This window comes from Klebsiella sp. PCX (genome assembly GCF_021869705.1).
GTDB lineage: Bacteria > Pseudomonadota > Gammaproteobacteria > Enterobacterales > Enterobacteriaceae > Klebsiella > Klebsiella quasipneumoniae.
The window spans coordinates 1,097,576-1,113,992 of record NZ_CP091527.1; the positions used below are offsets into that span (position 1 = coordinate 1,097,576).

Below are 16,417 nucleotides of genomic sequence, written 5' to 3' on the forward strand. Positions count from 1 at the left end.
AGAACAAAGCGGGATTCACGACATTCCTGCAGGAAAAAGGTAACGGTGCGTAAAAAAGACTTTTTTACGCTTTCGGATACCGGCTTTTTTCGCCGGCGCGTATGATGACCGTTTGGCTGAAGGTTTGCGGGAGAAAACAATGGCGGCTCAACGGGTAGTGATGGTCGTGGATATGCAAAACGGCGTGTTCGCCACGCCGCGTCTGGCGCGCGAGCGCTGCGTCGCGCAAATTAATCGTCTGGTGCGCGCGGCGGATAAAGTGATTTTTATTCAGCATGATGAGGCCGGCGGCCTCGAAGCCGGCAGCGAAGGCTTCGCCCTGCTCCCTGAGCTGGAACAGCCGGCCGGCGCGCTGTATGTCACCAAAACCGCCTGCGACGCCTTCTACTACACCTCGCTGGAGCAGGTGCTGCGGGAACACGACATTCAGCAGTTCGTCATCTGCGGTTGCGCCACCGACTACTGCCTCGACACCACCATTAAAAACGGCGCCAGCCGCGGGTACGGCATTGTTATCGCGGAAGATGCCCACACCACCGCCAACCGCCCCGCCGCGCAGGCCGCGACGCTGATCGCCCACTACAATGAGGTGTGGCGTACGCTGACCGTTCCTGGCAATCCTTTACAGGTGAAACCCACAGAAACAATTCTGCACGCCTGGCAGCAGAACTAAGCTGTTGATATCCGGTCTTATCATCCGTCTTCCCCGCGAGAGCGCTTTCACGCGGCGGCCGACGTATGCGTCGTATACAGCAATAGCAGAACGATAAGAAGTTAGCAGGAGACAATGATGTTTAAATCTTTTTTCCCCAAACCGGGGCCGTTTTTTATTTCTGCCTTTATCTGGTCGCTGCTGGCGGTGATCTTTTGGCAGGCGGGCGGCGGCGACTGGCTGCTGCGGGTCACCGGGGCATCGAAGGATGTGGCGATCAGCGCGGCGCGCTTCTGGTCGCTCAACTATCTGGTGTTCTACGCTTACTATCTGTTTTGCGTCGGCGTGTTTGCGCTGTTCTGGTTTGTCTACTGCCCGCATCGCTGGCAGTACTGGTCGATTCTCGGCACGTCGCTCATCATCTTCGTCACCTGGTTTCTGGTGGAAGTGGGGGTGGCGATCAACGCCTGGTATGCGCCGTTCTATGATCTGATCCAGAGCGCGCTGGCCACCCCGCATAAGGTCAGTATCAACCAGTTTTATCATGAGATCGGCATCTTTCTCGGCATCGCGCTCATCGCGGTGATCATCGGCGTGATGAACAACTTTTTCGTCAGCCACTACGTCTTCCGCTGGCGCACGGCGATGAACGAACACTACATGGCCCACTGGCAGCATCTGCGCCATATCGAAGGCGCCGCGCAGCGTGTGCAGGAAGATACCATGCGCTTTGCCTCCACCCTGGAAGATATGGGCGTGAGCTTTATCAACGCGGTGATGACCCTGATCGCCTTCTTGCCGGTGCTGGTGACGCTCTCCGAACACGTTCCCGACCTGCCCATCGTCGGTCACTTGCCGTATGGCCTGGTGATTGCCGCGATCGTCTGGTCGCTGATGGGGACCGGCCTGCTGGCGGTGGTGGGGATTAAGCTGCCGGGTCTGGAGTTTAAAAACCAGCGCGTGGAAGCGGCCTATCGTAAAGAGCTGGTCTACGGCGAGGACGATGAAACCCGCGCCACGCCGCCGACGGTGCGCGAGCTGTTCAGCGCGGTGCGTCGCAACTATTTCCGTCTCTATTTTCACTATATGTACTTCAATATCGCCCGCATTCTCTATCTGCAGGTGGATAACGTTTTCGGCCTTTTCCTGCTGTTTCCGTCGATCGTTGCCGGTACGATTACCCTCGGGCTGATGACGCAAATTACCAACGTTTTCGGCCAGGTGCGCGGTTCGTTCCAGTACCTGATCAGCTCGTGGACGACGCTGGTGGAACTGATGTCCATCTACAAACGTCTGCGCAGCTTTGAGCGCGAACTGGACGGCAAGCCGCTGCAGGAAGCGATCCCGACATTACGTTAATCAAGACAAGGAAGCAGGATGGCCGCACGTTTATCGCGCATTATACCCGGTTCATTGACGCTGCTGGCGGCCGTGGTGCTCAGCGCCTGTACCAGCCAGCAGGCGCCGGTGCTGAAAGAGGGTGAGAAGCCCGTTGACGTGGCGTCGGTGGTGCGGCAGAAAATGCCCGCCAGCGTCAAGGATCGGGAGGCCTGGGCGCAAGCCATCGCCACCGCCTTTGACAGCCAGAAGCTGGCGCCGACGGAAGAGAACGTCTGCTCGGTGCTGGCGGTCGCGCAGCAGGAGTCCAATTATCAGTCCGATCCGGTGGTGCCGGGGCTGAATAAAATCGCCTGGCAGGAGATCGACCGCCGGGCGGAAAAAATGCACATTCCGCTGTTTCTGGTCCATACCGCGCTGAAGATCACCTCGCCAAACGGCAAAAGCTACAGCGACCGTCTGGACAACGTGAAGACGGAAAAGCAGCTGAGCGCTATTTTTGATGACTTTATCGGGATGGTGCCGATGGGGCAGAAGCTGTTCGGCTCCCTGAACCCGGTGCACACCGGCGGCCCAATGCAGGTCAGCATCGCCTTTGCTGAGCAGCATACTTCCGGCTACCCGTGGAAAATGAACGGTACGGTGCGCCAGGAGGTCTTCAGCCTGCGCGGCGGCCTGTGGTTTGGCACCTATCATCTGCTGAACTACCCGGCCAGCTACAGCGTGCCGTTGTACCGTTTTGCCGACTTTAACGCCGGCTGGTATGCCAGCCGTAACGCCGCCTTCCAGAACGCGGTGGTGAAAGCCAGCGGGGTGAAACTGGCGCTCGACGGCGACCTTATCCGCTATGACAGCGACGAGCCGGGCAGCACCGAGCTGGCGGTACGTCGCCTGGCGGGCCAGCTGGGGATGAGCGACAGCGAGATCCACAGCCAGCTGAAAAAGGGCGACAGCCTGGCGTTTGAGAAGACCGACCTCTATCAACAGGTTTTCCGTCTCGCTGATAAAAAAGCGGGCAAAACCCTGCCGCGGGAGATGTTGCCGGGGATCCAGCTTGAGAGTCCGAAAATCACCCGTAATCTGACGACGGCGTGGTTTGCGAAACGGGTCGATGAGCGGCGGGCAAGCTGTATGGCGCGGCGTTAACGGCGCCGACGCCAGCGTACAATGATCGCCAGCAGCCCGATGAACGCGCAGCCGACCAGGAAAGGGATCAGGCCAAAGAGGGTGCCAACGGCGAGACTGATGTCGACCTGCGGACGGCTGGCGTCCTGGGCCTGCATCAGGCGCTCAAACACCCCCGGGGCGTGGATCAGCATGCTGAGCATCTGCGCGCCGGCCCAGCAGCAGATCAGCACGAACAGCCCGTAGGCGACATGGCTGCCGGTCAGCGCCCCTCTTTTTTTATTTCCCAAAAGCGATTTTGAAAAACTGAATTCAGCCATAGGCCCTCCCACCTCTGTACTGCTGGTTTTTTCTCCAGCTCTATGGCAGGTATTCTGGCAGTGCGACGCCGTCGCCAGTATCAGATTGCTGGTAATTGCCCTCCAGGAATAATCCTGTTTTCGCCGTTGTGTTAACCGCGCCACAGGAGCACAAAAGGGAGAGCGGCGTCGCAATCCAGCAACATTATCCATATCGCTACAGACCGCCGCGGGCGGCTATGCGAAGATGCGTTTTTTGCTGTTGGAGGCCGCATGAAGCTCACTGATAAAATTCGCCGCGACTGGCACTACTACGCGGTGGCGCTGGGGTTAATTTTTATTCTTAATGGCGTGGTGGGGCTGCTGGGGTTTGAGACTCAGGGCTGGCAATCCTACGCCGTCGGTCTGGTCACCTGGGTGATAAGCTTCTGGATTGCGGGCTTTGTGATCCGCCGCCGCCCGGCAGAAGAGGCCTGAGGCCGCCGCTGCCAGGCGGGGTAAAACGCGTTTTAGTTCATGGAGGTTTTCAGCGCCCGGTCCGCGGCATGGCGCTCCAGCGCCAGCTCAATCAGGCGGGTGATCAGACTGGTGTAATCGAGGCCGCTGGCCTGCCACAGCTTCGGATACATACTGATATTGGTGAAGCCCGGCAGGGTGTTGATCTCGTTGATCACCACCTCGTTGTCGGCGGTGAGGAAGACGTCGACGCGGGCCATGCCGCTGCAGCCCAGGGTCTGGTAAGCCTGCACCGCGATAGCGCGGATCTTGTCGTTGATCTCCGGGGCGATAGCGGCCGGGACCACCACCTTCGCGCCCTGGTCGTCGATATACTTGGTGTCGTAAGCGTAAAACTCGCTGTTGAGGACAATTTCACCGCAGGTGCTGGCTTGCGGATGGTCGTTACCCAGCACCGCACACTCAATTTCCCGCCCTTTAATGCCTTGCTCCACCACCACTTTATGGTCAAATTCAAAGGCCAGGGCCACCGCCTGATGGTACTGCTCTTCGTTTTTAACTTTGCTGACGCCAACCGACGATCCCTGGTTGGCCGGCTTAACGAACAGCGGCAGGCCCAGCTTCGCTTCGACATCGGCAAAGCTGAACTGCGCGCGGTTGGCGCGGGTTAGGGTGATAAACGGTGCGACGGCGAGACCGGCGTCGCGCAGCAGGCGTTTGGTCACATCTTTGTCCATACAGGCCGCAGAGCCCAGCACATCGGATCCGACGAAAGGCAGATTGGCCATGCGCAGCATCCCCTGCAGGGAACCGTCTTCGCCCAGCGTGCCGTGGACGATGGGGAAAATTACATCGATGGCCGCCAGCGGCTGGCCGCTTTCGGCGTTAATCAGTTGCTGCGCCTCGCGGCCCGGGATCTGCGCCAGGGTCACCGTTGAAGGGCGCAGGGCGATGCGGGCAGGATCCTGAGCGTTGAGCAGGTAGTTGCCGGCGTCGTTGATGTGCCATAGCCCCTGTTTATCAATCCCTAACAGAACCACATCGAAGCGTGATTTATCAATCGCTTCCACGATATTCTTCGCTGACTGCAGCGACACTTCATGCTCTGCCGACTTACCGCCAAAAACGATCCCAACCCTCATCTTTGCCATTTCAACTTCCATCCAGATTACATCAAAGGGCATAACATACCATGTGAAACCGCCGCCTGCCTGCCATAATATTTACCTGATCAATTGACGGGAGCGGGCGTGAGAGGAAAGACGCTGTTGGTGCTGGCCGGGCTGCTCGGCGCGGGCCTTGTGGGATATCGCTATCTGCCGCCACACCTGAATCCGCTGGCGCCGCTGGCCCTTGACGATCCCCCGGGCTGGCTGACGTCGTTCAAGCTGCGCAGCCTGACGGCCGACCAGTGCGCCTCCCTGCTGGCGCAGGCCAACCGCCGGCGGCTCATCGCCAGCCAGCCGGTGGCCGACAGCGAGGGCGCCTGCCCGCTGCGTAACGTGGTGCGGGTGGCTAATTTTGGCTCGGTGCAGTTGAGCAGCAGTTTCCTCGCCAGCTGCCCGCTGGCGCTCAGCAGCGCGCTGTACGTCGAGCAACAGGCGAAGCCGCTAACCCGTCAGCTGATGGCCAGCGATCTGCGCCAGATCGATCATCTCGGCAGCTTCGCCTGCCGCAATATCTACCATCGGGAACAGGCGCGGCGTAGTGAACACGCGACGGCGGATGCCCTTGATGTTAGCGGCTTCCGCCTGACGGACGGCAGACGCATCAGCGTCCTGCAGGGCTGGCGCAGCGATCGCTCTCACCCCTGGCTGGCGGCGCTGTTAAGCAACAGCTGCCCTTACTTCGGCAACGCCCTGGGGCCGGAGTACAACGCGGCGCACGCCAACCATTTTCACTTTGGGATGCGCGGGCAGGGCTTCTGCTTTTGAGCATAAAGCCCTGTGAGCAGCCTGAATGACCAGAAAATGCTTCGTCAGCCTCTCATGCGCAGTCATAAAACACCAAACTCACCGCCAGCGCATCTATGGTAGTACACCAGTGCAATGAAATTGCTAAGCTAGGTAATAATTGGCAAATCATTAATGAATACGCGTAGTTATGGAATCCTGGAAGGTTAATCTTATCTCCGTCTGGTTTGGTTGCTTTTTTACCGGCCTGGCGATCAGTCAAATTCTCCCCTTTTTACCGCTCTACGTCTCCCAGCTGGGCGTCACCTCGCATGAAGCGCTGTCGATGTGGTCGGGGCTGACCTTCAGCGTCACCTTCCTGGTCTCGGCGATCGTCTCGCCGATGTGGGGGAGCCTGGCGGACCGCAAAGGCCGCAAGCTGATGCTGCTGCGCGCCTCGCTGGGAATGGCGATCGCCATTTTACTGCAGGCCTTCGCCACTAATGTCTGGCAGCTGTTTATCCTGCGGGCGATCATGGGCTTAACCTCCGGTTATATCCCTAACGCCATGGCGCTGGTGGCCTCCCAGGTGCCGCGCGAGCGCAGCGGCTGGGCGCTGAGCACCCTGTCGACGGCGCAAATCAGCGGCGTGATCGGCGGCCCGCTGCTGGGCGGCTTCCTGGCGGACCACGTCGGGCTGCGAATGGTCTTTTTTATTACGGCGATCCTGCTGACCATCAGTTTTCTGGTGACCCTGTTTCTGATTAAAGAGGGCGTTCGCCCGCAGGTCAGCAAAAGCGATCGTCTCACCGGGAAACAGGTCTTTGCCTCCTTGCCCTATCCGGGGCTGGTGATCAGCCTCTTTTTCACCACCCTGGTGATCCAGTTGTGCAACGGCTCAATCGGCCCGATTCTGGCGCTGTTTATCAAGTCGATGGCGCCGGACAGCAACAATATCGCTTTTCTGGCCGGGATGATCGCCGCGGTGCCCGGGGTGTCGGCGCTGATCTCTGCGCCACGGCTGGGTAAGCTTGGCGACCGCATCGGCACCTCGCGGATCCTGCTGGCGACGCTCTGCTGCGCGGTGGTGATGTTCTTCGCCATGTCCTTTGTCACCACCCCGCTGCAATTAGGTACGCTGCGTTTTCTGCTCGGCTTTGCCGATGGCGCGATGCTTCCGGCGGTGCAGACCCTGCTGCTGAAATACAGCAGCGACAGCGTCACCGGGCGCATCTTTGGCTATAACCAGTCGTTTATGTATCTTGGCAACGTCGCCGGGCCGCTAATTGGCGCTTCCGTATCAGCGATGGCCGGCTTCCGCTGGGTGTTTATTGCTACCGCCATTATCGTTTTCATTAACCTCTGGCAACTGGCATGGATGCTGCGCCGTACCCGCCGGGCGAATGCCTGAACCTCTGCTGACGGTATTTAACGCAATACCGTCAGCGTTATTCAACGTCGGTCGATTTACCATTACTTTTTGTTATCGCCATTGCGTGAGCGCTATTCCATTTTATTATTTCCGACGTCATTTAGTTATAAACAGACCCGGTTGTGATTAAACAATACTATTTATAGTGGTATTTTGTTGTGGTAAAACGTTTCGCTGTATATTGGGTGTTGCGACGATTCTTATTTTAAGTAATTCTGGGGTCCGTCATCAGGTATGACATCTCAATCGAAAAACAGGCCTCGCATAAGGAACTGGTGCTATGAAGAATCTCATTGCTGAGTTACTGGTTAAACTGGCGCAAAAAGAAGAAGAAGCAAAGGAACTGACGGTGCAGGTTGAAGCGCTGGAGATCGTGGTCACCGCATTATTGCGCCATATGGAGCATGATGCCCAGCAGGCATTGATTCAGGATATTGAGCAGGCGATAGACCAGGTGACGCCTTGTCCGCCGGTCAACGACCAGGATGCCATCCTGCTGCAGCAATATCTAAAGAAGCTGTTGCGGCATCCTCGTAGCTAATCTTTGCGACGCGACAAGGATGCCGTCATTTTTCTGTCATCTCCCTTTTATAAAGTCTCCCACGTTTTGTTTTTTTAAGTATTTTTTACATGGAGATGACAAAAGTGAAATTAAGCGCCCTGTTTATTGCCCTGCTGCCTCTGCTGGGCTCGCCGGTTATTCATGCGGAAACCACGACCGCGCCGGTTCTGGAAAATCGCGCTGCCCAGGGAGATATCACCACTCCCGGCGGCGCGCGTCGTTTAACGGGCGATCAAACCGAAGCGCTGCGCGCCTCGATAATCAATAAGCCGGCCAAAAACATTATCTTGCTGATTGGCGATGGGATGGGTGATTCTGAAATTACCGCTGCGCGAAATTATGCGGAAGGGGCGGGCGGTTTCTTTAAAGGCATTGACGCCCTGCCGTTAACCGGGCAGTACACGCACTATTCGCTGGATAAAAAAACCGGTAAACCGGACTACGTCACCGACTCGGCGGCCTCCGCCACCGCCTGGACCACCGGCGTGAAGACCTATAACGGCGCGCTGGGCGTCGATATTCATGAGAACGCGCATCAGACCATCCTCGAGCTGGCGAAAGCGGCGGGCCTGGCCACCGGCAACGTTTCTACCGCCGAGCTGCAGGACGCCACCCCCGCGGCGCTGGTGGCGCATGTGACATCGCGTAAATGCTACGGCCCTACGGTCACCAGCGAAAAATGCCCCAGCAATGCGCTGGAGAAAGGGGGCAAAGGCTCCATTACCGAACAGCTGCTGAACGCCCGGCCGGATGTCACCCTGGGCGGCGGCGCGAAGACTTTTGCCGAAACGGCGACGGCGGGCGAGTGGCAGGGCAAAACCCTGCGTGAGCAGGCGGAAGCGCGCGGCTACCAGATTGTGACCGACGCGGCCTCTCTTGCCGCCGCGACGGAAGCCAGCCAGGATAAACCGCTGCTGGGACTCTTCGCCGACGGCAATATGCCGGTACGCTGGGAAGGGCCCAAGGCGTCTTATCACGGTAATATCGATAAGCCGCCGGTAACCTGTACCCCAAACCCGAAACGCGACGCCTCGGTGCCGACGCTGGCGCAGATGACGGAGAAAGCGATTGACCTGCTGAGCCGCCACGAGAAAGGCTTCTTCCTGCAGGTGGAAGGTGCCTCCATCGATAAGCAGGATCATGCGGCGAATCCGTGCGGCCAGATCGGCGAAACGGTTGATCTCGACGAGGCGGTGCAGAAGGCGCTGGCATTTGCCAAAAAAGACGGCAATACCCTGGTGATCGTCACCGCCGACCATGCGCACGCCAGCCAGATCATCCCGGCGGATAGCAAAGCCCCGGGCCTGACTCAGGCTCTGAATACTCGCGATGGCGCAGTGATGGTCATGAGCTACGGCAACTCAGAGGAAGAGTCGATGGAGCACACCGGCACCCAGCTGCGCATTGCGGCCTACGGTCCGCATGCGGCTAACGTCGTCGGCCTGACCGATCAGACCGACCTCTTCTCAACTATGAAAGCTGCCCTGAGTCTGAAATAAGTCGCTGCCGGTGGCGAAATCGCGTCACCGGCTGGTTTTTTTTCTATCTGCGTCCAGACTTACAACGATCCACTCACAGAAGGATGGTGCGATGAAAATAACCTTACTGATGACCCTACTGTTTGGCTTGATCTTTATCAGCGCGGTTGGCGCGGCAGAAAAAACGCCCACTCCTCAGCAGCAAAGGATGACGGACTGCAATCAGCAAGCGTCAGCCAAAACGCTGAAAGGGGAGGAGCGCAAAACCTTTATGAGTCAGTGCCTCAAAAAAGAGACCACGACCTCGCAAGGAAAGCCCCTCACGCCCCAACAGCAGAAGATGAGCGACTGCAACAAAGCGGCTTCGGCAAAATCACTGAAGGGCGATGAACGCAGTACCTTCATGAGTAGCTGCCTGAAGAAAGCCTGAAAAAAAGGGAGCGCACGCGCTCCCTTGTTCTTTGACCTCTCAGGGCTTGCAGCCCGCCAGCTCAGCTTCAGGAGCGGCTCAGCTTCTCTGATTTTTCCATGCACTGGCTGATGGCTTCGATCACCGCGGAGCGGAAGCCTTTTTCTTCCAGCACGCGCACGGCTTCGATGGTGGTCCCGCCAGGAGAGCAGACCATATCTTTCAGCGCTCCCGGATGCTCACCGCTCTCCAGCACCATTTTGGCAGAGCCCATCACCGCCTGCGCGGCGAATTTGTAGGCCTGGGCGCGCGGCATCCCGCCGAGAACGGCGGCATCGGCCATCGCTTCGATAAACATAAAGACATAGGCTGGCGCCGAACCGCTCACACCCACCACCGGATGGATCATCGGCTCGGCAATTTGCTCCGCCTGGCCAAAGCAGCGGAAAATGGTCAACACTTCAGCCACATCTTCGCTGCTCACCAGCGCGTTTGGCGTAACGGAGGTCATGCCGGCGTTAACCAGCGACGGGGTATTGGGCATCGCGCGAATAATTTTGCGATCGTGGCCGAGCGCGCGCGCCAGCTGGTCAAGCGTGACGCCGGCGGCGATGGAGACCACCAGCGACTCTTTATTCAGGCTGGAGGCGATATCGCCCAGCACTTTGGTCATGATCCCCGGCTTCACCGCGCCGAAGACGATATCGGCAATTTGCGCCACTTCCTGGGCGCTATCGGCGGCGTTGATGCCGTACTGGTCGCGCAGAGCCGCAACCTTGTCCGGCGACGGGGTGTAGACCCAAATTTGTCCCGGCTGTACCTGGCCGCTGGCGATCAGTCCACCCAGAATGGCCTTACCCATATTGCCGCAGCCGATAAAGCCAATTTTCTTATCCATCACCATTCCCCTCTGCTTTTTTCGTTACGATCTGATTAGCTTATCATCCTGGCGCTTTCATGGGGGAGAAAAGCAGGTAACATTGGCGACACTTATTGCAGGTAACAGGAGCTGGCATGGCCATTTGGGTGGATGCAGACGCGTGTCCGAACGTGATTAAAGAGATATTGTTCCGCGCGGCAGAGCGGACCCAGACGCCGCTGACGCTGGTGGCGAACCAGCCGCTGCGCGTACCGCCGTCGCGTTTCATCCGCACCCTGCGGGTTGAGCAGGGTTTTGACGTGGCGGATAACGAAATCGTCCGTCAGTGCGCGGCGGGGGATTTAGTGATCACCGCCGATATTCCGCTGGCGGCGGAGGTGCTGGCGAAGGGCGGGGCGGCGCTCAATCCGCGCGGAGAGCGCTACAGCGAAGCGACGATCCGCGAGCGGTTGACGATGCGGGATTTTATGGAGACATTACGGGCCAGCGGCGTTCAGACCGGCGGCCCGGATAGTTTATCGCAGCGCGATCGGCAACAGTTTGCCGCCGAGCTGGAGAAGTGGTTGCTGGCGGTTAAACGTCAGCAGGGTTAAACCCAACTGTCGTCATCGCTGCCAATATCATCATCGCCAAAGCCGGCGTCGAAGTCGTCGTTCCAGGTGTTGTCGGCAAGGAACTGATCGTCTCCCTGACGGAACGGATCGTCACCCGCGGCGGTCTCCTGCGCGGCGGGGGCGTCAGCATCAGGCTGCGGCTTCTCTTCGATGATATTCACAATCTCCTGCGGGTGCGAGCCGCTGAACATGCTGGTCAGCATATTGCCCAGCACCACCCCGCCCGCTACGCCTGCGGCCGTTTGCAGCGCGCCCGCCATAAAGCCGCCGCCGCGTGCGGCAGCCTGCGGGGCATAGCTCTGCTGCTGCTGTGGGGCATACTGCGGCTGTGAGCTGGCCTGCGGGCGACCGTATTGCTCCGCGCCCGGGATCGGGTCAGAACCGCGTGACGAGCCGCCGCCGCCAAACAGGCCGGAGAGGAAACCGCCGCTGCTGGGCTTCGCCGCCTGCAGCTGGCTGACCTGGCTCTCCAGCGCCTGGATGCGATCGTTGAGCTGTTTAATCGCGGCTTCCTGGATAAGGATGGTTTGCGCCATATAGTAGGGGGCCGCCGGCTGCGCGCTCACGTGTTGGGCAATCCGCTCCTCGGCGCTGGCATCGCGCGATGCACTGTGCGCCTCAGCCTCTTTCAGCCGGGAAAACAGTCCATCAATAAGGCGTTGTTCTTCAGATTGCATGTTACATTCCTCTGTCACACTGTCGAATAGGCATCAGGGTGCGTCTGAAACACGATGTTGTAAATATGTTGCTTCGTAAAGCTATGCATAAATGTGTTACCGTTTACGCCAGCAGTGGATAAAAAATAACGCCAGGCAGAAAAGTAAAGCTGGTTAAACACCAAATGCAATGATAAGTTTACATTAAGAGCCCTTTGTCTCACTGCGGTGATGGGGTGTAAAGAAGTTGTGTAACGTTTTCTTTACGACTACGTTGCGGAACAGACAGCGATAATACGTTCTTTCGTTTTCCTTTTTTTGCGACAGACGGAACCAGGGGGTCTTCGGTTATGACACAGCCAATCTTTCTCATCGGGCCACGCGGCTGCGGTAAAACCACCGTCGGCCATGCGCTGGCGCGAGCGCGACATTTTCAGTTCTCCGATACCGATCATCGGCTGCAGGCCCATGAGCAGCGGACGGTGGCGGAGATCGTGCAGGCGGAAGGGTGGGCGCGCTTTCGCGAGCTGGAGACCCTGTCGCTGAAGGCCGTGACCCTGCCGAATACGGTGATCGCCACCGGCGGCGGCATCATCCTCGCGGAATGTAACCGTCAGTTTATGCGGGAGAACGGCGTGGTGATTTATCTTCAGGCGTCGGTGTCGGCGCTGATTGACCGTCTGGAAGCCTACCCGAAAGCCGAACAACGGCCGACGCTCACCGGGAAACCGGTGCGTGAGGAAGTGGGCGAGGTGCTGGCGCAGCGTGAAGCGTTATACCGTGATGCTGCCCATCATATTGTCGATGCTACAGCCTCCCCGGATCGGGTGGTGGAGCAAATTATGACCATGCTGTGCGGCGCGACGGCAGCTCCGGTAAGTTAAGAATTTACTTACATTAAGGCGGCGAGGGGCGCCTATACTTGATAGTTCTGATACCGGAAGAAGGAAGAACTATGCCAAACAGACCCCCATATCCGAGAGAAGCGCGCGTGGTTGCGGTAGAGAAAGGTCCTCAGGGTCAGACGGTGACCTGGTATCAACTCCGCGCGGACTATCCTGAGCCCGATTCGCTAATCAGCGAACATCCTACCGAGCAGGAAGCCGTGGATGCCAAGCGGCGTTATGAAGATCCCGACAAGTCTTAACCCCTGAGCCCGGATTGCCTGTCCTGCGGGCAATATCGGGCGTATCTCACATTTTTTATTTATCAGTCGTACTAATGAATTTCTAACACACGGATTTTTCAGGCACGCCGCCGCCGCCCGGTAATCTTTACATTCAACCGCGGCGTGGAGCTGCTACGCTTCTCGACGGTTGATTTTTACTCACCAGGGGGGCGAATGCTGTGTGTGGTAAGCCTGTGTTGAAGCAGTGGTAGTGAAAAGGTACATGATATGAGTAGTGCAACGATGGCAATTTTGACCATCGGCGTTGTGCCGCTGGCGGGAGTATTACCGCTCCTGACCGAACATATCAGGGAAGAACAGATCGCTCACATCAGCCTGCTGGGCGAGATGACGCGTGACGACGTGATGGCAGAGTACGCCGTGGGTGACGGCGAACAGGGTCTGTTGACCTTGCTCAGCGATAACCAGCTGGTGATGGTGTCGCGACAAAAAATTGAACGTGATGTTCGCAGCGTGATCGCCATGCTGGATCGACAGCATTTTGATGTGATCCTGCTGCTCAGCTCCGAACAGCTGACCGGTTTTACCACCCACCACGCGATCCTCCTCGAGCCGCAGCGGATCATTCCGCCGCTGGTGGCGTCGATCGTCGATGGGCACCAGGTCGGGGTGATCGTGCCGGTGGAAGAGATCATGCCCATGCAGCGACAAAAGTGGCATTCACTGGAGAAGTCACCGTACTACGCGTTGGCCAACCCGTTTACCGGTAGCGACAGTGAGCTGTTAACCGCCGGTAAAGCGCTGCTGGAGCAGGGGGCCGACGTGCTGGTCCTCGACTGTCTCGGTTACTATCAGCATCATCGCGATGTGTTACAAAAAGCCCTTGATGTCCCGGTTTTGCTGTCGAATGTGCTGGTTTCCCGACTGGCGGCAGAACTATTAGTCTAAAGTGTTAATTTCACGTGACAGGGGCAAGGAGCGCCCCCTATATTGAGCCTTTCAACGACGATCAGAAGGGCTTGTTTATGCTTCAAAGCAATGAATACTTTGACGGAAAAGTGAAATCCATTGGCTTCACCAGCAGCAGTACCGGTCGCGCCAGCGTTGGCGTGATGGCGGAAGGAGAATACACCTTTGGTACGGCGCAGCCGGAAGAGATGACGGTGGTCAGCGGGGCGCTGAATGTCCTGCTGCCGGGTGAGACTGAGTGGAAAGTTTACGCCGCCGGCGAAGCCTTCAATGTGCCAGGCAACAGCGAATTCCATCTGCAGGTGGCTGAGCCAACCTCCTATCTGTGCCGCTATCTGTAAGTCAGCGTAACGCCCGGCGCTTGCCGCCGGGTTGTATTTTTTTCCTGCCTGGCAGGAAAGAAAGCGGCGCTTAGCGCTGCGCTTCGCCGCCGAGCCCTTCCACCAGGCTTTGGATCAGGGCAGCCAGTTCGCCGGTCATTAAGATAAAGTCGGCGTCAAAGCGCTGGGCGAAATCTTCCCGATCGATATCTTCGTTTTGGTCGCGTAATTCATCGCAGAACTTGAGGCGCTTAATTGACGCGTCGTCGCAGATCACAAACTGAATACGCTGCTGCCAGTCCAGCGCCAGCTTGGTGACGACCTTCCCGGCCTCAATGTGCACAGCGATTTCGTCGCTGACCAGATCCTGCTTCTTGGCGCGGATCACGCCGCCATCTTCCAGCATCGCTTTCAGCTCGGCTTCGTCCAGCAGCTGGAAGCCCTGCGCTACGGTGCCGGAGCGGACCCACTCGGTCAGCGTCAGCTCGATCGGATTCTCCAGGGTCAGCGGCACCACCGGCAGCGAGCCGAGGGTTTTACGCAGCAGGGCCAGGGTATCTTCCGCTTTCTTCGCGCTGGCGCAGTCCACCATGATCAGGCCGTTGACGGTGTCGATCCACATCATCGTCTGGCTGAAGCGGCTGAAGGCGCGCGGCAGCAGCGAGTGCAGCACTTCATCTTTCAGGGAATCTTTCTCAGTCTTCTTCAGCTTGCGCCCCTGATCGGCTTCGAGCTTCTGGATCTTCGCCTCCAGCGCCTGCTTGATCACCGGCGACGGCAGGATCTTTTCTTCTTTACGCGCGCAGATAATGATCTGGCCGTTCGCCGTATGCGTCAGCGCGTCGCTGTGCGATCCCATCGGCGATACCCAACCGGTTTTCGCCATATCCTGGCTGCCACAAGGGGTAAATGTCAGCTCGGCCAGCTGTTTTTCCATCTCCTCGGCGCGCAATTCGATATCGCGGCTGAGACGGTAAACCATTAAATTTTTGAACCACAGCATGATAATTTCCACGGCTTTGTCGTTAAATCAGGCGGGCATGATAGCGAATTGTCGCTATGCTTGCATTGTTAATCGGGGTGAGGAGCTGAGCGTGCGTATTGGTATTGATTTAGGTGGTACAAAAACCGAAGTGATAGCCCTGAGCGACCAGGGAGAGCAGCTGTTTCGCCATCGGTTACCCACGCCGCGGGAGGATTACCGGCAAACCATCGAGACTATCGCTACCCTGGTGGCGATGGCCGAGCAGGCGACCGGACAGCGTGGCACCGTGGGGATGGGGATCCCGGGCTCGATTTCGCCCTATACCGGGGTAGTGAAAAACGCCAACTCGACCTGGCTCAACGGTCAGCCCTTTGACAAGGACCTCAGCCTGCGCCTTGACCGTGAAGTCCGGCTGGCTAACGACGCCAACTGTCTGGCGGTGTCGGAAGCGGTGGACGGCGCGGCGGCGGGGGCGCACACGGTGTTCGCGGTGATCATCGGCACCGGCTGCGGCGCGGGCGTAGCGCTTAACGGGCGGGCGCATATCGGCGGCAACGGTAACGCCGGCGAGTGGGGACATAACCCATTGCCGTGGATGAACGACGATGAGCTGCGCTACCGTGCGGAAGTGCCTTGCTACTGCGGTAAACAGGGGTGTATCGAAACCTTTATCTCCGGCACCGGCTTTGCCACTGACTATCAGCGGCTGAGCGGCAAGGGGTTAAGCGGCAGCGAGATTATGCGCCTGGTGGGGGAAGGTGACGAAAAAGCCGAACTGGCGCTGAGCCGCTATGAACAGCGGCTGGCGAAATCGCTCGCCCACGTGGTCAACATCCTCGATCCGGACGTCATCGTGCTGGGCGGCGGGATGAGCAACGTCGAGCGGCTGTATCAGACGGTGCCGGACCTGGTAAAACAGTGGGTCTTTGGCGGCGAGTGTGAAACGCCGATCCGTAAAGCGATGCACGGCGACTCCAGTGGAGTACGCGGCGCGGCATGGCTGTGGCCGCTGCAGGGGACCTGAACCACTCCCCCTCACCCCGGCCCTCTCCCGGAGGGAGAGGGGGAAGGCGGCGTCGGTGGTTGGGGGTGTGGCAGGAACCCCCGGTCTCTTGCGGGGAGAGGGGTAATCGCAACAGCGTACGAAACGGAAAACCAGCGCCGGACGGTTCCCTCTCCCCAGTGAGAGGGTTAGGGTGAGGGAACATCGCAATGACTCAG

At 58.3% G+C, this 16,417-nt stretch carries 20 protein-coding genes; 15 read left to right on the top strand and 5 right to left on the bottom strand.

Annotation, left to right across the window (positions count from 1 at the left end):
- The first annotated feature begins 160 nt into the window (after positions 1-160).
- From GQR96_RS05085 to GQR96_RS05095, 3 genes are all read left to right on the top strand, one after another.
- On the top strand, positions 161-673 hold the full coding sequence (locus GQR96_RS05085; protein ID WP_074439612.1) for an isochorismatase family protein: 513 nt from the start codon (positions 161-163) through the stop codon (positions 671-673).
- 117 nt (positions 674-790) lie between these two features.
- Positions 791-2,011: a peptide antibiotic transporter SbmA gene (gene sbmA / locus GQR96_RS05090; protein ID WP_004204884.1), complete on the top strand. Its 1,221-nt coding sequence runs from the start codon at positions 791-793 to the stop codon at positions 2,009-2,011.
- An 18-nt stretch (positions 2,012-2,029) separates the two neighbouring features.
- Entirely contained in the window at positions 2,030-3,136 is a 1,107-nt protein-coding gene (locus tag GQR96_RS05095; protein ID WP_017898945.1) for a DUF1615 domain-containing protein, read from the top strand.
- On the opposite strand, the gene GQR96_RS05100 is transcribed toward GQR96_RS05095, so the two are convergent.
- Positions 3,133-3,435 (bottom strand): YaiY family protein, encoded by a 303-nt coding sequence (locus tag GQR96_RS05100; RefSeq protein ID WP_017898944.1) that lies wholly within the window; start codon positions 3,433-3,435, stop codon positions 3,133-3,135. The genes GQR96_RS05095 and GQR96_RS05100 overlap by 4 nt on opposite strands.
- A 252-nt stretch (positions 3,436-3,687) precedes the next feature.
- Here GQR96_RS05100 and GQR96_RS05105 point away from each other — a divergent pair, with 252 nt between their 5' ends.
- Complete coding sequence (locus tag GQR96_RS05105; RefSeq protein ID WP_004204881.1) at positions 3,688-3,891, top strand: DUF2754 family protein; 204 nt, start codon at positions 3,688-3,690, stop codon at positions 3,889-3,891.
- Positions 3,892-3,923: 32 nt separating this feature from the next.
- Here the strand turns inward: GQR96_RS05105 and ddlA are convergent, their stop codons facing one another.
- Positions 3,924-5,021, bottom strand: coding sequence for a D-alanine--D-alanine ligase (gene ddlA / locus GQR96_RS05110; protein ID WP_004204880.1), 1,098 nt, complete (start codon positions 5,019-5,021; stop codon positions 3,924-3,926).
- 99 nt (positions 5,022-5,120) lie between these two features.
- On the opposite strand from ddlA, the gene GQR96_RS05115 reads away from it, so the two are divergent.
- The 5 genes from GQR96_RS05115 (at position 5,121) to GQR96_RS05135 (ending at position 9,664) form a co-directional block, all read left to right on the top strand.
- Positions 5,121-5,804 (top strand): extensin-like domain-containing protein, encoded by a 684-nt coding sequence (locus GQR96_RS05115; RefSeq protein WP_057213621.1) that lies wholly within the window; start codon positions 5,121-5,123, stop codon positions 5,802-5,804.
- Between the two features lie 169 nt (positions 5,805-5,973).
- On the top strand, positions 5,974-7,173 hold the full coding sequence (locus GQR96_RS05120) for a multidrug efflux MFS transporter (RefSeq protein ID WP_004204877.1): 1,200 nt from the start codon (positions 5,974-5,976) through the stop codon (positions 7,171-7,173).
- Positions 7,174-7,474: 301 nt separating this feature from the next.
- A complete protein-coding gene (gene iraP / locus GQR96_RS05125; RefSeq protein ID WP_004204875.1) occupies positions 7,475-7,735 on the top strand; it encodes an anti-adapter protein IraP in 261 nt (86 codons plus the stop codon).
- 89 nt (positions 7,736-7,824) lie between these two features.
- Complete coding sequence (phoA, locus tag GQR96_RS05130) at positions 7,825-9,255, top strand: alkaline phosphatase (protein WP_069734245.1); 1,431 nt, start codon at positions 7,825-7,827, stop codon at positions 9,253-9,255.
- A 91-nt stretch (positions 9,256-9,346) separates the two neighbouring features.
- A complete protein-coding gene (locus GQR96_RS05135; protein ID WP_004204873.1) occupies positions 9,347-9,664 on the top strand; it encodes a PsiF family protein in 318 nt (105 codons plus the stop codon).
- 67 nt (positions 9,665-9,731) lie between these two features.
- Here the strand turns inward: GQR96_RS05135 and proC are convergent, their stop codons facing one another.
- Positions 9,732-10,541, bottom strand: a complete 810-nt coding sequence (gene proC, locus GQR96_RS05140; protein WP_004204871.1) for a pyrroline-5-carboxylate reductase — start codon at positions 10,539-10,541, stop codon at positions 9,732-9,734.
- Positions 10,542-10,657: 116 nt separating this feature from the next.
- Here proC and GQR96_RS05145 point away from each other — a divergent pair, with 116 nt between their 5' ends.
- A complete protein-coding gene (locus GQR96_RS05145; protein ID WP_004204870.1) occupies positions 10,658-11,116 on the top strand; it encodes a YaiI/YqxD family protein in 459 nt (152 codons plus the stop codon).
- On the opposite strand, the gene GQR96_RS05150 is transcribed toward GQR96_RS05145, so the two are convergent.
- Complete coding sequence (locus tag GQR96_RS05150) at positions 11,113-11,814, bottom strand: DUF2076 domain-containing protein (RefSeq protein ID WP_004204868.1); 702 nt, start codon at positions 11,812-11,814, stop codon at positions 11,113-11,115. The genes GQR96_RS05145 and GQR96_RS05150 overlap by 4 nt on opposite strands.
- A gap of 329 nt (positions 11,815-12,143) precedes the next feature.
- Between GQR96_RS05150 and aroL the strand changes: the two genes are divergently transcribed.
- The 4 genes from aroL (at position 12,144) to ppnP (ending at position 14,232) form a co-directional block, all read left to right on the top strand.
- Entirely contained in the window at positions 12,144-12,677 is a 534-nt protein-coding gene (aroL, locus tag GQR96_RS05155) for a shikimate kinase AroL (RefSeq protein WP_023319827.1), read from the top strand.
- Positions 12,678-12,748: 71 nt separating this feature from the next.
- On the top strand, positions 12,749-12,940 hold the full coding sequence (locus GQR96_RS05160) for a YaiA family protein (protein WP_002890278.1): 192 nt from the start codon (positions 12,749-12,751) through the stop codon (positions 12,938-12,940).
- Between the two features lie 249 nt (positions 12,941-13,189).
- On the top strand, positions 13,190-13,870 hold the full coding sequence (locus GQR96_RS05165) for an AroM family protein (protein WP_072096489.1): 681 nt from the start codon (positions 13,190-13,192) through the stop codon (positions 13,868-13,870).
- A gap of 77 nt (positions 13,871-13,947) precedes the next feature.
- Positions 13,948-14,232 (top strand): pyrimidine/purine nucleoside phosphorylase, encoded by a 285-nt coding sequence (gene ppnP, locus GQR96_RS05170; protein ID WP_004204865.1) that lies wholly within the window; start codon positions 13,948-13,950, stop codon positions 14,230-14,232.
- Between the two features lie 70 nt (positions 14,233-14,302).
- On the opposite strand, the gene rdgC is transcribed toward ppnP, so the two are convergent.
- Positions 14,303-15,214, bottom strand: coding sequence for a recombination-associated protein RdgC (gene rdgC / locus GQR96_RS05175; protein WP_002890285.1), 912 nt, complete (start codon positions 15,212-15,214; stop codon positions 14,303-14,305).
- A 91-nt stretch (positions 15,215-15,305) separates the two neighbouring features.
- On the opposite strand from rdgC, the gene mak reads away from it, so the two are divergent.
- Positions 15,306-16,220: a fructokinase gene (mak, locus tag GQR96_RS05180; protein WP_048323138.1), complete on the top strand. Its 915-nt coding sequence runs from the start codon at positions 15,306-15,308 to the stop codon at positions 16,218-16,220.
- Positions 16,221-16,417: the final 197 nt, after the last annotated feature.

Bases quoted from the DNA above. Each gene is read 5' to 3' on its own strand.
- GQR96_RS05085 (WP_074439612.1), top strand. From the start codon at position 161: ATGGTCGTGGATATGCAAAACGGCGTGTTCGCCACGCCGCGTCTGGCG.
- sbmA (WP_004204884.1), top strand. From the start codon at position 791: ATGTTTAAATCTTTTTTCCCCAAACCGGGGCCGTTTTTTATTTCTGCC.
- GQR96_RS05095 (WP_017898945.1), top strand. From the start codon at position 2,030: ATGGCCGCACGTTTATCGCGCATTATACCCGGTTCATTGACGCTGCTG.
- GQR96_RS05100 (WP_017898944.1), bottom strand. From the start codon at position 3,435: ATGGCTGAATTCAGTTTTTCAAAATCGCTTTTGGGAAATAAAAAAAGA.
- GQR96_RS05105 (WP_004204881.1), top strand. From the start codon at position 3,688: ATGAAGCTCACTGATAAAATTCGCCGCGACTGGCACTACTACGCGGTG.
- ddlA (WP_004204880.1), bottom strand. From the start codon at position 5,021: ATGGCAAAGATGAGGGTTGGGATCGTTTTTGGCGGTAAGTCGGCAGAG.
- GQR96_RS05120 (WP_004204877.1), top strand. From the start codon at position 5,974: ATGGAATCCTGGAAGGTTAATCTTATCTCCGTCTGGTTTGGTTGCTTT.
- iraP (WP_004204875.1), top strand. From the start codon at position 7,475: ATGAAGAATCTCATTGCTGAGTTACTGGTTAAACTGGCGCAAAAAGAA.
- phoA (WP_069734245.1), top strand. From the start codon at position 7,825: ATGGAGATGACAAAAGTGAAATTAAGCGCCCTGTTTATTGCCCTGCTG.
- GQR96_RS05135 (WP_004204873.1), top strand. From the start codon at position 9,347: ATGAAAATAACCTTACTGATGACCCTACTGTTTGGCTTGATCTTTATC.
- proC (WP_004204871.1), bottom strand. From the start codon at position 10,541: ATGGATAAGAAAATTGGCTTTATCGGCTGCGGCAATATGGGTAAGGCC.
- GQR96_RS05145 (WP_004204870.1), top strand. From the start codon at position 10,658: ATGGCCATTTGGGTGGATGCAGACGCGTGTCCGAACGTGATTAAAGAG.
- GQR96_RS05150 (WP_004204868.1), bottom strand. From the start codon at position 11,814: ATGCAATCTGAAGAACAACGCCTTATTGATGGACTGTTTTCCCGGCTG.
- aroL (WP_023319827.1), top strand. From the start codon at position 12,144: ATGACACAGCCAATCTTTCTCATCGGGCCACGCGGCTGCGGTAAAACC.
- GQR96_RS05160 (WP_002890278.1), top strand. From the start codon at position 12,749: ATGCCAAACAGACCCCCATATCCGAGAGAAGCGCGCGTGGTTGCGGTA.
- GQR96_RS05165 (WP_072096489.1), top strand. From the start codon at position 13,190: ATGAGTAGTGCAACGATGGCAATTTTGACCATCGGCGTTGTGCCGCTG.
- ppnP (WP_004204865.1), top strand. From the start codon at position 13,948: ATGCTTCAAAGCAATGAATACTTTGACGGAAAAGTGAAATCCATTGGC.
- rdgC (WP_002890285.1), bottom strand. From the start codon at position 15,214: ATGCTGTGGTTCAAAAATTTAATGGTTTACCGTCTCAGCCGCGATATC.